Annotated in this window: 17 protein-coding genes; all 17 read right to left on the bottom strand. The window is 46.8% G+C overall.

What is annotated here, in order from left to right:
* Positions 1-26: 26 nt before the first annotated feature.
* The 17 genes from QQS40_RS01665 to QQS40_RS01585 all read right to left on the bottom strand — a co-directional run bounded on the left by QQS40_RS01665 (position 27) and on the right by QQS40_RS01585 (position 12,602).
* The gene (locus QQS40_RS01665; protein WP_329505747.1) at positions 27-410 is read right to left on the bottom strand and encodes a phage tail assembly protein; all 384 of its coding nucleotides are present in this window, start codon (positions 408-410) and stop codon (positions 27-29) included.
* Between the two features lie 11 nt (positions 411-421).
* Positions 422-778 carry a phage tail tube protein gene (locus QQS40_RS01660; RefSeq protein ID WP_329505745.1) on the bottom strand — a complete coding sequence of 119 codons (357 nt, stop codon included), beginning with the start codon at positions 776-778 and terminating at the stop codon, positions 422-424.
* Between the two features lie 10 nt (positions 779-788).
* The gene (locus QQS40_RS01655) at positions 789-2,252 is read right to left on the bottom strand and encodes a phage tail sheath subtilisin-like domain-containing protein (protein WP_329505743.1); all 1,464 of its coding nucleotides are present in this window, start codon (positions 2,250-2,252) and stop codon (positions 789-791) included.
* A complete protein-coding gene (locus tag QQS40_RS01650) occupies positions 2,252-2,446 on the bottom strand; it encodes a DUF2635 domain-containing protein (protein ID WP_329505741.1) in 195 nt (64 codons plus the stop codon). Before QQS40_RS01650 ends, QQS40_RS01655 begins: the two co-directional genes overlap by 1 nt.
* Positions 2,447-2,458: 12 nt before the next feature.
* Positions 2,459-3,010, bottom strand: coding sequence for a DUF1834 family protein (locus QQS40_RS01645; RefSeq protein WP_329505739.1), 552 nt, complete (start codon positions 3,008-3,010; stop codon positions 2,459-2,461).
* Positions 3,010-3,435 carry a gp436 family protein gene (locus tag QQS40_RS01640; protein WP_329505737.1) on the bottom strand — a complete coding sequence of 142 codons (426 nt, stop codon included), beginning with the start codon at positions 3,433-3,435 and terminating at the stop codon, positions 3,010-3,012. Before QQS40_RS01640 ends, QQS40_RS01645 begins: the two co-directional genes overlap by 1 nt.
* Positions 3,436-3,437: 2 nt before the next feature.
* Positions 3,438-3,824 (bottom strand): HI1506-related protein, encoded by a 387-nt coding sequence (locus QQS40_RS01635; protein ID WP_329505735.1) that lies wholly within the window; start codon positions 3,822-3,824, stop codon positions 3,438-3,440.
* An 84-nt stretch (positions 3,825-3,908) separates the two neighbouring features.
* Positions 3,909-4,835 carry a Mu-like prophage major head subunit gpT family protein gene (locus tag QQS40_RS01630; RefSeq protein WP_329505733.1) on the bottom strand — a complete coding sequence of 309 codons (927 nt, stop codon included), beginning with the start codon at positions 4,833-4,835 and terminating at the stop codon, positions 3,909-3,911.
* Positions 4,835-5,902 carry a phage protease gene (locus QQS40_RS01625; RefSeq protein ID WP_329505731.1) on the bottom strand — a complete coding sequence of 356 codons (1,068 nt, stop codon included), beginning with the start codon at positions 5,900-5,902 and terminating at the stop codon, positions 4,835-4,837. The genes QQS40_RS01630 and QQS40_RS01625 overlap by 1 nt, the downstream gene beginning before the upstream one ends.
* 231 nt (positions 5,903-6,133) lie before the next feature.
* Positions 6,134-6,568 carry a phage virion morphogenesis protein gene (locus QQS40_RS01620; protein ID WP_329505728.1) on the bottom strand — a complete coding sequence of 145 codons (435 nt, stop codon included), beginning with the start codon at positions 6,566-6,568 and terminating at the stop codon, positions 6,134-6,136.
* Positions 6,569-6,705: 137 nt separating this feature from the next.
* Positions 6,706-8,055, bottom strand: coding sequence for a phage head morphogenesis protein (locus QQS40_RS01615; RefSeq protein WP_329505726.1), 1,350 nt, complete (start codon positions 8,053-8,055; stop codon positions 6,706-6,708).
* Positions 8,042-9,604 (bottom strand): DUF935 domain-containing protein, encoded by a 1,563-nt coding sequence (locus tag QQS40_RS01610; RefSeq protein ID WP_329505724.1) that lies wholly within the window; start codon positions 9,602-9,604, stop codon positions 8,042-8,044. The genes QQS40_RS01615 and QQS40_RS01610 overlap by 14 nt, the downstream gene beginning before the upstream one ends.
* 11 nt (positions 9,605-9,615) lie before the next feature.
* Positions 9,616-11,142, bottom strand: a complete 1,527-nt coding sequence (locus QQS40_RS01605; protein ID WP_329505723.1) for a terminase large subunit domain-containing protein — start codon at positions 11,140-11,142, stop codon at positions 9,616-9,618.
* The gene (locus QQS40_RS01600; RefSeq protein ID WP_329505721.1) at positions 11,142-11,714 is read right to left on the bottom strand and encodes a DUF3486 family protein; all 573 of its coding nucleotides are present in this window, start codon (positions 11,712-11,714) and stop codon (positions 11,142-11,144) included. Before QQS40_RS01600 ends, QQS40_RS01605 begins: the two co-directional genes overlap by 1 nt.
* 33 nt (positions 11,715-11,747) lie before the next feature.
* Positions 11,748-12,044, bottom strand: a complete 297-nt coding sequence (locus QQS40_RS01595) for a VpaChn25_0724 family phage protein (protein WP_329505719.1) — start codon at positions 12,042-12,044, stop codon at positions 11,748-11,750.
* Between the two features lie 4 nt (positions 12,045-12,048).
* Positions 12,049-12,378 carry a DUF2730 domain-containing protein gene (locus tag QQS40_RS01590; RefSeq protein ID WP_329505717.1) on the bottom strand — a complete coding sequence of 110 codons (330 nt, stop codon included), beginning with the start codon at positions 12,376-12,378 and terminating at the stop codon, positions 12,049-12,051.
* Positions 12,375-12,602 (bottom strand): TraR/DksA family transcriptional regulator, encoded by a 228-nt coding sequence (locus QQS40_RS01585; RefSeq protein WP_329505716.1) that lies wholly within the window; start codon positions 12,600-12,602, stop codon positions 12,375-12,377. Before QQS40_RS01585 ends, QQS40_RS01590 begins: the two co-directional genes overlap by 4 nt.
* Positions 12,603-12,660 lie beyond the last annotated feature (58 nt).

Genomic DNA, 12,660 nt, shown 5'->3' with positions numbered 1-12,660 from the left:
ACCACGCAGGGTTACACTGATAATGCTTAGCTAACAGCAGACAGGTCTTTTCGAGCTTGACTATCTGCTGCATCCAATCGCCCCCGTGAAACCACCTGTTCGGCTTTTGCACTTTCCCAGTTTTGCACAAATAGGCTAATGCGGTTTAAATCTTCAGGGGTGAGTGAGCGCAATTCACGCAATGATATTGGCCCGTTGATTTTGCCAATAGAAGCAATTTGACGGCGTAAAATCTCATAACCAAACAAGGCTGGCGATTTCACCAAGACTGGTTCACCTTCAGCAGTCATTACGAGGCGTTCTGCGGCAGTTTCAGCATCGAGTAAATCACCGGTGGTGAGTTCGCGCAAAATCACTTCAAGTTGGCGTTCTTCACCAAACATTAAGCCAGTTTCTAACATTACTTTCATTTACGGTTTCCTTATTTCACACGTTTACATTCAATCGCAGCCATTTTTAGCTTGATTTTGCCGTCCGCACTTAACGTGCCGGCATCTACCGTCCATGCACCAGGGAGCAAATAAACTTGACCAATGTCAGTTTCAAACTCCACTGTGGCGTTAGTGATATGTTGTAATTCCATCACATCGGTTTCGGCACAGTTAAACACCGTACATTCCACCATTGCTTCAGTAGGTTTTTCAGAAAAGCCATAGACACGCGAACCTTTGACGGTTTCGCGCTCTTTGCCACCAGGGGTGAGCGTACCGTCGTTGTCGGACGGCCATTCTTTCCCATTAAGGCGAATAATTGCTGAGCCTTGAAATTGTGTTGCCATCTCTCACTCCTTACAAAATAAATTGAATGGCGTGTGCATAAATGCGGAACTGGTTAACCAGGTTTTCGTTGGATAACACATTCACGCGGCACGGATTATTGCTATCACGTTCTACCAAGAGGGTTTGGTTAAACTGCTCAAAGTCTTCGACTAAGCCGGCAAATTCTAGCTCAGTGAACAATGCCAAGAGTTCATTACGAATAATTTTTGGCGTAACAATTGCTTGCCCCGGTCCAATGCGTGTGCCGTCATTCGCTAATTTATGGCGTGGAAATTTCTGGGTAATACGGCTGCGAATGGCGTAGCGTAAATAACTCAAGGTGGCAATGGTTTCCACATAGAGATAACTTTCATCGTTATCGCCAAAGGCATTTTTACGATACATCGTGATTGCTGCTTCCACTTGTGGCTGGCTGCCTGCATTGACCGTATAGGTGCTAACACCGCTATACAAAAGCGTGTTACGTTCCGGTAAGTCCCAGCGGTCTGACATACTCGGTGGCAGTAAATCCATCACCAAGGTTTGCACAGGGCGCGCAGGGTCGACAGCAAGCGAGCCTGCGACCACAGCAGCATAAGCACTTGCCCAAAGATAGGCAGGCTGTGGGGCTTTATGGGTAGCAAGCAAGCTGAACAAATAGTCATTGCGTTGCTCAGCAAAGGTGGTGACTTCTGCGTGTGTACCACGTTTTGCCATAAAGCAGATGCCGTCAATTTGTTTTAATGGTCCCCAGCGCTTTACCAAGTCGGCACGCAGTAAATTCAGGCTTTCGGTATCGGTGAACGGGTTAATGATGTAGTTCCACCATTCTGCGCCTAAACCAGTAATTGCCACTGACATATCCGGATTGACTGCACCGTTTTTCATATCAGTGATAGTGGCTTTTAATCCTTCAGGGAAGGCTTCGCCTGAGTAGTAATTGCAGCGCAGATCAATCTCATTGCCGGTTTCGCCTTTAAAACGGCAAGTGAGCGTAATGGTATTGCCGGCAACGGTTGCCAATACCGGCACATCTTGGTCGGCAGCAATCAATTTTTGCAGTTTTCCAGCAACCACATCTGCTGTATCGCCACTGGTCACGGCTGTTTTGTAGTTGTTACCTGCAATCATCAGGCTAAAAGTGCCAGCTTGAGTTGCGGTGCCGGTAATTTGCACAGAACCTGTAGCTTTCGCACCGCTTGAGGCTTCATCAAGCGGTAGCACCCATAAATCTAGCGTGCTGTTGTGGGCTTTAAAGGTTTTCACCATTTCTGCCAGTTGTGAACCACGCCCAAACAGAGTTTTGGCTTGCCCATAACTTGACACGCGCACCGCTTCACCAGCTTTAGCTGAGCCTGTGGCAAGTTTTGTGCCTAACATCAACACTTTGTGCAAGGCGGTGGGGGTACCACTCACGGCTGTGGTGTTGTCAAACTCAATGTAAGTTAAAGGTACACGCAAATCGGACGGAATATCATTGAAAGAAATAGACATTAGGCTTGCTCCGTTTTGGTTGCATTGGTTTTGGCTTTCGCCGTTTCAGTGACGATTTCCACATCACCATTTTTTAAATGATTGAGCCAGTAGCTGATTTTGGGCTTTTCCTCACCGCTTTCGCTTAACAACTCAAAGGTCTCTGGGTCTCGAATCATCAACCCTGTTTTGGGCTTAATTTTAAATGTTGGCATATTGCCCCCTGTTTAATCTGATTGCGTTGGCAATTCCACTATGAGGCGGGTTTTGCCGTCAATCGTGTGTTCATCTTTGTCTTGGTTGAAGGTGTGATCATAAATTTTAAAATCACACAAATTGTCATCGCTTGTCATATCCGGCAAAGGTTGCACGGCGTTAAAGTACATACCATAAACGGCTACACCCATTCCGCTTTGGGTGTCTGACCACAGGTTTTGCACCGTTTGCAATTCAAACATACCGCTGGGCGCAATGCGTTGCTTGTGTAGCCCTGCAGTGAGGGTTTCGACGATTTGGTAAATACCGACGGCATTGCGGCGTTGCCCGTTGAGTACCTCAGCTACCACAAACACGCCCCAACGGGCGGTCACTGTGTGGGGGTTATTGTTGGGCTGTTGCCCCAACCACGCCACATAAACGGCAGGCGGATTACGCACTAAACGACGCACCGAGCTGTCATCCCATTGTCCTGGGTGAGTATCAACTTCACGCAGATAATCCCCACACAGGGCTTTGATTTTGGCAAGTAGTGCCTCGTTGGTTTCGGCAATGATACTCATTAGATAAACCCTTTTGAGGTATTGCGCCCCCATACGCTGCCGGCACTTTCCATCATGGCGCCATTTTCGCTTTCTACCGTTTCATCATCGTCGGATAAACCGAGCGAAATCGCACCACTGGCGACTTTCTCCAAAAAGCGGAGTGTGTCTTCATAGTCCTGACGGGCTTGGTCGGTAGCGCGATTTTTCTCTAAAAAGTATCGAGCGATATAGCAACAATGGCGTTCTAACACGGCTGGCACGGTTTTGAGTGGTAACATATAACGACCGCCCAAATAACTGTCGATGGTTTGACTGGCGTCTTCTAAGGCTTCTTGCACTTTGGTTTCGTCCAGCGATTGCACTTCGGGTAGCCAAGCGATTTGCTCAAGCACCTTGAGGGTGTAACGCTTAATCAGGCTTTCACGGTTGGCATATAGCACCATCGTTATGCCTCACTTTTTTCACCATCGGCAGGAGCAAATAACGCAATCAATTCCGCTTTAGTGGCACTTTGCTTAAACGCAATGCCTTGTTCTGTCAGTTGCGCTTTGAGTTGTTCCACCGTGAAGCTGTTTAAATCGGCTGGTGGTGGATCAGTACGAAGTTGTTTCTGTTCATCACCACCCGCAGGCTTGTTTGATAACCCTTCGCCACCATCTTGACTGCCTGTATCGGTGATTTGTACCACCAAGCGTGGGTCGGCTTTAAGCTGGGCGAGCTGGCTTGCTGACACAGTTGCAAGCGAATTCTCCCCAAGGTGGAAACTGAAACCAGCACGGCGATAGCCTTCTTTAATGCGGTTTTGCACCACAACACAAAATGTTTTATCCATCTCATTTAAATCCTCTTTAAATCAGGGTTAAAGTGCGGTCAACTTTGCAAAAGTTTTGTCGAAATCGACCGCTTACAGGTGAGTTTAGAGGTAATCGCCCACAATCAATTTGAGGTTCATACGTTTAAACTCGTTATCGACTGCTACGCCATCTTCCGCACGTAATTCACGTTCAAGCAACTTGGTCGCAGCTTGCTCAAGCGAAGGTGGCACCACAATGTGTGTCGGGCGAATTGCCAAGCGTTTGTCGCCATCACCACGCACCGCACGCATCGCTTCGATCGCTTTCCAAAGATTTTCTGCAGTCAGCTTGCCTTTCACGGCGTGCGCCATTTGCCAGAAGCCATAGCCCACGTTTGAGCGAGAATCCACGCCGTAAGTGAACACGTCTTTCATAAAGACTTTTTCATCGTTAGCATCGGTAATCTGTGCCGGTGTTGGGGCTTTGCGTTCCTGGTAGATAATCGGTTTTAAACTGCGTGAGCAGTCTAACAAGTACCACGCATCCGCTTCGGTGACACCAGTGCTGTCATCAGTGATATTGCTAACCGATTTCGGGCTAGTGCCGTCCACGTTTGCCCCCACAGGGTGGTCGGTATCGAAGAAGTATTGCCCGTCGTAGCAAGCGGTTTTAAAGCCAGAGGTTAAAGCACCAAAGACCAACTCATCAGGTTTTTCGCCTGCGGAGCGACCCAATTCTTCAATCAATGGGCTATATACGCCAACGTTGTCGTCTTCAATATCGGTGCGTTGGATTTCTACACCGTTTGCCCATTTTTTATTGACGATAGAATAGCCGTGGCTTTGAATAGCGGTGAGAGTACGATCACCAATCCATTCTGTTAGCCCCGGCATTTGACCGAGCCACGCATAAGTGTTGCTTGCAGTGGTTGATTTCACCACGGTGGCGATTTCGGTATATTGGCTTGGAGCTTTCGCCAAGCCGTCTTTAAAGTTTTTGCCAAAACCGACAAACAGGGCTTTGACTAAATCAGGGGTTACGTTTGCCATTATTTCGCCTCCAGTTCTTTTGCGTAATCTTGTTCAGAGATACCCAATAATTTCGCTGCTTCTTTATCGGCAGCACTTAACACAGCAGTGCCTTTTTCAACGGGCTTTTCCACCTTGGTGGTTTGGGTTTGTTGCGCCGATAGCACGGCAATTTGTGGGCGTTTTTCCAACATTGCTGATAACGCTGCCACGCCTTGTTGTTTGCCGAATTGTTTTAAATAGTCCACTTCGGCTTCCACTGCACGCCCTTCGTTACGGGCTTTGGAAATGTGGTTGTCGATATCTACTTCATCGTTTTTTGCTGATAACACCGCCACTTGGCTCATTACCGCGTCATAAGTCGCTTTTGGTACATATTGGGAAAGATCCACTTCAGTATTTTTTGCACTTAAAGTTGCCACTTGCCCATCGGCTTTGGTTTTGTCGGTTTGCAAGGTTTCAAGGGCATTTAAAGCGGTGTTGGCTTGCTCTTCGGTTAGCTCTACACCTTCTGCGATTTCTACACCCAGTTTTGCCAGTAATTTGCGTAAGGATTCAGGCATTTTGACGTTCTCCTGTGGGTTAAGGGTTGCCGAAAGCACGGCTAACCGTTGCATACCAGTAATGCCTGGGTCATTGGTTAGGGCTGCCATTCGGAGTTCAAGAGGCGTGCCGTTTTCGTCATAGGGGAAAACCGCACTTAAAAAAGCAAATTCACCGTCTTTGATTTGTTGATAGGCTTTCGGTGTCCAACGTGGCTTAATGTAAAGCCCTTGGCGTTCGTCATCATCGAACCATTGAATTTCATCGGCATTAAACCAACCTGCCGCCACCACGTTGCCTGCATCAATACCGTTTTTGGCTTTGAGAATGGTTTCGTGATCGTAATCAACCAGCAAATCTTGCTTAAGCCCACGGGCTTTTTCGATAAGCTGATTGGCAATGGTTTCATCAATAAACCAATGCGCCACGTCGGCGGGCGAGCCGTCCCGTGAGCGAAATTCGCCCTTGGGGAGAAGTTGCTGCCAACCATCGGGGCTAGTGAGTTGGGCGGTGAGTACCGCTAAAGAGGTTTTTTCTGCTTTCATAACCGCTATTTTGCGGTAAAGGGAGGAATGGGCGGATTTGTGATATATCAGCCTAAAATAAAACCGCTGAAAGTCAGCGGTGGAAAATTAGAGAAAGGTTTAAATTAGAATAGCGTTTAAATGCCGTTTAAATGCGTTTAAGCACGTTTAAATTTTTTGAGACGTAAAATGATATAAATTCAGTTTAATCAGCTCTTAAAATCTCTCTGTGGCGATATTTAGCATTTTAGCCTATTCTTGGGCTAATTTCGACAATTCACGGTCTAAAATGGCTTTAATTTCTTTCACGCCCTCATCGCTTAAGCCAAGGAATGGGCGTGCCGGCATTTTCTCTGTGCCTTGTTGGTGATATTGCCCATAGGGTTCGCTGGCTCCGATTACAGCAAAGTTGTCACCATAGTCGATATTCAGGCTTGTCACCAAATCGCCCGTAACCTGCAACATTTTGCCGGTGTAGCCTGCCGCGTCTCGGCGTTTTTTGTAATCTTCGTTTAATTTTTCCCAGCTTTCTCCTTCGGGCGTTTTTTCTTGGTCAAAGGCTTTTTCGGCTTCTTGGCGTAATACGCCTGCTACTTTGCGGGTAATATCTCGTCCGTCCATCACCTGCGCTAGCTTTTTAAATTTCTGCTGAATAGCGTTGGTATCGAATTTATATTCAATATGCATATAATTTGACTTTCCTGATATTTGGGCGTAAATTGAACGGAACTAAAACTGTGAGTGTTATGTGGCGAAATGGTAACGCGGCATTCCCATTCTTTAATGGCATATGTATATCGTGGGTTCAACCCCCACCATAACACTTACAGTTTTCCTTTAAGCAATACATAATTCCCACCTGAAAGCTGTCTTTTCACGTTGTTCATATCAACTTTATAAGCATTGATGATTGCATCTACTTTTTCCTTAGGTTTAATTGAGTGTTTATTTGGCACATCAACAATTACCTGAATAGTTCGTTCTTGATTGATGTAAATCAAATTATTATGCCCCTCTAGGGTATCCCATAAAACAAGGCTTGGATTTGCAACAATGCGAGAAATAGATGCATACTCTTCAGTTGTTAGTCCGACACCGCCTTCGTGATGTTTATCACTATTTGCGTGAGCCAAACGTTTTTCTGACATTACTAAAACCAATTCTGCATTTTTTCCGCCTTGGGTTATTTCTGTTACAGCTTCCGCAATTTCCGTAGAGACTAACCCTGCCGACATATATCTTGCACTTGCCCCTCGCTTGCCCAAATTTGCCAACACCCAATCGGAAAAGGCTTTATGGCGTGCTTCGCTGTTGTTAATCGCCTGAATAGTCTGCTGTCTTAACTCTCGATTTTTCACCTGTTGCAATTTACGCAACACGGCAATATCCGTGCCAAATGCGGCTGACCCCACATTGTAATTCCAACCTGCACCGACTTTCATTTCTCCTTGGTCGGTTTTGATTTTGCTGACCGTGGTGCGAATTTTTTCGCCTGTGTCTTTATCAATACCTACCACCGCTTCTTCCGTTTCCATTTCGCCATCGCTACTTGAAATTTTAAGCCCACGACTTTGCACGGCATATTCACTCAAGGCTTCCACACGGCAACGGCACCCCCAATCATTCGGCGGGTACATTGTCTGCCAAATGGGGTCATCAGCACGATAAATTTTACCGTGCAGGGCTAAATGGCTGGCTCGGGTGCGGCTGTCATTAACGGCAACATAACGCCAATAGGGCTGTTCGTCCACGTTTTCCATTTGTTGAGCGTAGCGTGCCGCGTGGTAGGCGGTGGATTTATTGGTGCGTAAAATCGTGCGTAAACGGCGAGGGCTGCCCAGTTGCACCGTGTTGCCATTTTCGTCCATTGCTTTGCCCCACCAACCTAACTCTTTCAACATCGGCTCAAGGTTTTTAATGTATTCCCGCTCACTGGTGCCGTTGGCGATCGCTTGTTCAGTTGCCCAACGAATAGTGTCTAGCACTTCCGCTTTGGTGGCTTTTGCCACGGTGAAGGCTCGGGCGTGCGCACTTTCTAACTGTTCGTGCCAGTTCCAAGTAATGTTCACACCTTTGGCTCGCAGATAATCCACCGCAAGCTCAGGTTCTAGGCGTAGCACATAGCCCATATCAATGGCGTTGCCCTTGGGTGGTGTGTTGTTATCGTTTGGCATTGGCTCGTCCTAATAGGTCGCTGACAAAAATGGCACGAGTAAGCAAGGTTTCTAGCTCTTCATCGTTCATTTCAGCATAAAGGGTAGCTACTTTTCCTTGGGCATACTCATAACCACCTTTTTGCAAGGCTTCGACCACGGGTTTCAATAGCGGGTCGATAACGGCTTGGTAATCTTCCGCACTTGGCTCAAGGTTCTCTAACAATTCTTCGAGATCACGTTGCACCGATAGCACCGCCATCTTGCCCTCTGACTTGGTATTGAGGTAAGCGGTCGGATTTTGGAAAGATTTTGCCAACACCTCTTCATTTTCAGTAGCGATTGGCACTTGCAATTTATCGTGCGCCCATTGTTTCGGGATTCTAAAACCAATATCCACCAGTTTGTTTAAGCCATCGGCAAAGGCGTTCAAATCTTCGCTTTCTGCCACGTCAAATTCAAAGCGTGGAATGCGACGGGCGTCGTTGAACGATTTGCAGTTGAGCGTATAAAGCGGATAGACCAAATCACGGGTTAAGGTGGCTGCAAGGCGTTTTAAATCGGCATTGCGAATTTCTAACCGTACATCATTATGCACGTTGCCTAAGGCGTTGGTACTGGTTGCACCGTCTGCTTGGCTGGTGAGTGTGCCGCCTAAAATAGCTTTACTGGCTGATTTTTCCGCCCATTCAATCATTGCCATAAAGGTGCTGTCGGAACCGTCTGCTGCTTTTTCAAATTCCAGTTCCATACCACGCGGAATAATGCCGCCTGCGTTGTGTCCGATACTCATCACCGCACGCAGTAAGGTTTGTTTCTCTTTATCGGTTGCGCCCTCTGGGTATTTACCCAAGCGCAGCGGTAAGCCGTAAATTTCCAAAAATTCGGCAAAATCACGCACCGAATAATTTTTAAAGATAAACGGCCAGACCAAAGTGCGGACCAGCCCAATGCGGCTTAAATAACCCGTTTTGGCACGGGAAACGTGTTTTACCCAGCCGAATTGTTGCATTTCAGCCCCTTCGAGTGTGCCATCGCGTAAACGTAGGCTGTTGCGTTGGTAAGCCGGTGTCATAAACCACGCTGGATCACGCCAATGCACGTTTTTAATCAGCTTCATTCCGCCCACTAAGCCTTGTTCCCACTCAATTTCTTGGCAGGAAAAGCCTTTTAAAATAGCGTCTGTTGCATCAAAAATGCAATCGTCTAACCATACGGCATCTTCTAGGATTTCTTGCAACATTTCAGTATCACGCTGTTCTTCCGGCATGGCATTGCGTGGGGGCTTGATTTGCCAATCGACCGCTGTGATTGCGCCACGTCGTTTACTGAGTTCTGAGAGAATATGAGTGTCTTTCTCTTCCATATCTTCAGCGAGTTCTGCCTGTGCGACTAAATCACCTTGTTCAGCCGCTCGTAAAATACGAGCTGCTTTAGCAGGGGTTAGTCCACTGGCTGGGTGATCGCTGTAATGGTATTGCAGCGGCATTAAGCGACTTTCGCTTTCCGTTTGCATATCCTCTTCAAAGCGGAATGGGTTGCCGTGAATATCTAAAATTTTACTTTGCATTTGGCTTGTCCTTACCAGTCCCAATCGTTGGGCATAAAGTCATCAAATTCGTCATTGTTGCGGTCTGAATGTTTGTCGGGTAGTGGGATAAAATCAATTTCACCGCCTGTCATATAACTGGCACGCACTGCCATGCAATACGCCACCGCACTATCGCCGTGGCGTTTGCCTGATTTGTCTTTAGATCGGGCTTTGTCAATTTTTGGTACGCCGTTAATCACCTGAATATGCCCGTGGTCTAAGATGATTTCTTCATCTTTCGGGATTTGGATATAACCCGACTCATACAAGGCTTTATATTTCGGCATCCACTCCCGATACCATTTTTCATTCAGTTGCACCGCTTCGACCATACTACTGCCGTAGCGAATTAAAGCTGCTTCTGCCAAATAGCCGCCGTTGCCGGTGGCGTCAAAGGCAGCACCAATAAAGCGTGGCAGATTTGCCAACATAAACAGCATTATTTGTTTTTGTTGGTTGTATGGGCAGTTTTTGATTTCCAGCGTTAAGTCAAAATGGCGTGCGGTGTCAGGTTGTACGGCACAGACGGCATAAACGCTTAAGTCAGCACTGCGGGCAAAATCCACCCCAAAGGCGTGTCGGCGGTCAGGATTAAGGGCTTGCAAGTGCGGTAGTAATTGAGTAAGGCAAAATTCACTGGTGATGACCGTGCGTTCGTCTTCCGTCCATTCCATAAATTTGGTGTCGCACTCAAAACGCAGTTTGACCTTGCCTTCTGTCGCTGCATGCTCAATCATTGGGCGTGGGATATACGCCCCAGAACTGGCTTTGGGCACGCAGTAGTATTCTTCCAGTGCATCGTCTTCGGTGGCGGTTTCACGCAACAGACCAGCTTTCCATGCAGCTTCTTTTTCAGGCGTCCACGGCTGTTTGCTGACTTGGCAAATACGTTGATATAAGCCCTCCGCACAAGCATCATCAAGGGTGATGGTATGCACCGAGTAGCTTTTTCGCCCAGCACGGCTGTCTTGTATCAGCTGGTTGAATAAGTTATCCACGCCATTATGGGTGGAAATTAACCGCACTTTTGCCCCCCACATCGTGAGAGCAAGTGCGGCTTTTAACACTTCGGCCAATTTTTCATGGAAGGCAGCTTCATCAATACAGACGACCCCTTGCATACCCCGCAGGTTTTTCGGGTTACTGGATAACGCCTTAATTTTGAAGCCTGAAGCAAAGTAAATCACATAAGTGAGAATATCTTTGTCTTCGTCTTGTAATAGCTCTTCTTGGATTTTGCCTGCCGCACGGTTAAATTGTGCTGCCCACATTGCACAAGCATCAATAAATTCTCGTGCCATCTCTTTGTTGGAGCCAATATAGAAAACATCTGAACCACCTTCAGATTTGGCGAGGCTAGCAATCATTACATCATCGGCTGCTTCCGCCCAGGTTAAACCTGTTCGACGGGATTTTTCGGCAATTTTGAGCTGACTGCCATCTGCCACCCAGCGTTTTTGATAGCCAAGCAGTAAGGCATTTGGATCAAAGGGGATTAAGTCGGGTAAGGCTTGCATTAGGCAATTCCTAAAATTTGTTGCTTGATTTGGGCGACCGTATCGGCTGAAAGCCCCGCCTGCATCACCACTTTTTCAGCGGTTTCTGCCGCTAATTGCGCTACTTCTTTACGGATTTTGCGTTCACGCTCATAACTTAAACTTGCGGCTTGTTCCAGTCGTTGCACGGTATTTGCAAGCATAGCCAATTCTTTTGGCGCAACGTTATCAGATTCACTTAATTTGCTAGACAAATCCCACGCTAAGTATTTCACTAATTCGATGGCTTGTTTGCCAATATCAGTTTTTGTGTTTTCTTCACCAAATTGCTTTGTCCAAATCTCTGCCACTTCTCGGGCTTGTCGAATTTTCGCACCCACTTTCTCCATTCGGCTGGCATAACGGTTTAAGCCTGTTTTGCTAAGTTGCATATTTTCAGGCAAACCACAGTCACGGATTAAGTCGTTAATTTCTTCTAAAATTTCCGCCTGTGAATACTGCTTATCCCGCAGCATCATTGCCAGTTGGGTTTTAATGTTCGGTGGCAATAAATCGACTTTACTTGCACGCCCTCGGGTATTTTTTTCACTCATTTAAACCTCCTTTAAATCAGCTTTAAATGCGGCTTAAATTTTAGGAGCGGGCTTCTTGACACCATCCACCACGGCTTCGCCATTTGCTACATCAAGCCCACGCTGGGTGATTTTGGCAATCATAAAACTATTACCTAGGCGTTCAATTTTCACCAAATCTTGCTCTTCTAACCAGTTGAGGTGGTTGCGGACTAAATCACGGCTAATTTTATGCCCATAAAGTGCCAAACAATCATCTAAAATAGATTCGTTGGCATCATAGCCTGCGTCCACAAGGGAGCGTAAAATCACTAAACGTTGATCTTGTTTAATCAATTCTTTAAACGACATTTCATCATTCCTTTAATTTTGCTTCTAATAACAAGCCCATTTGGTGGCTCATCGCATCGACTTGGCGTGAGGTAGCTTTGGTATCGCCTTTGACATCGGTCACCAAGGTTTTTAAGCGTTCCACATCGACCGCAGTCGGTAAGTTTTCCACTTTGCTTTCCAGCGTTGCTAGGCGGTTATCGTGGCTGCGGGCAATGTTGGCAAGTTGGCTTAAATCGTGCTTTTTAGCGTATTTGCTGTCGAGTTTGAGCCAAAATGCCCCGATAAAAATCGCAATCAGGGTGGAAATAACACCAAAATTGGATCGCACGAATTCCCAAAATTCGCTAATCATCGTCCTTCCTCCCAGTCTTGCTGACAACTTACACAGCGGTGAGCGAATGGATTCGCACGCAAGCGTGCAGTGGGAATGGGCAAGCCACATTCGCTACATTGGCGACCAGCTTCGGCAATTGCGTCCACTTCATCATCGCTCAATTCGGTATCTAAATGTGGGGCGAGTATGTTTTGTAAGAGGGTTTCTTCTCGCTCATTTAATTGGTCTAATACATCTGCCATTAGGGTTGTTCTTCACAAATTTGGCGATAGGTGGCGTTATGCACGGCAACCTGTCGCA

This window comes from Haemophilus parainfluenzae, assembly GCF_036288925.1.
GTDB lineage: Bacteria > Pseudomonadota > Gammaproteobacteria > Enterobacterales > Pasteurellaceae > Haemophilus_D.
Note: the sequence above shows the minus strand (reverse complement) of the source record. Positions and strands in the feature narration are given on the sequence as shown.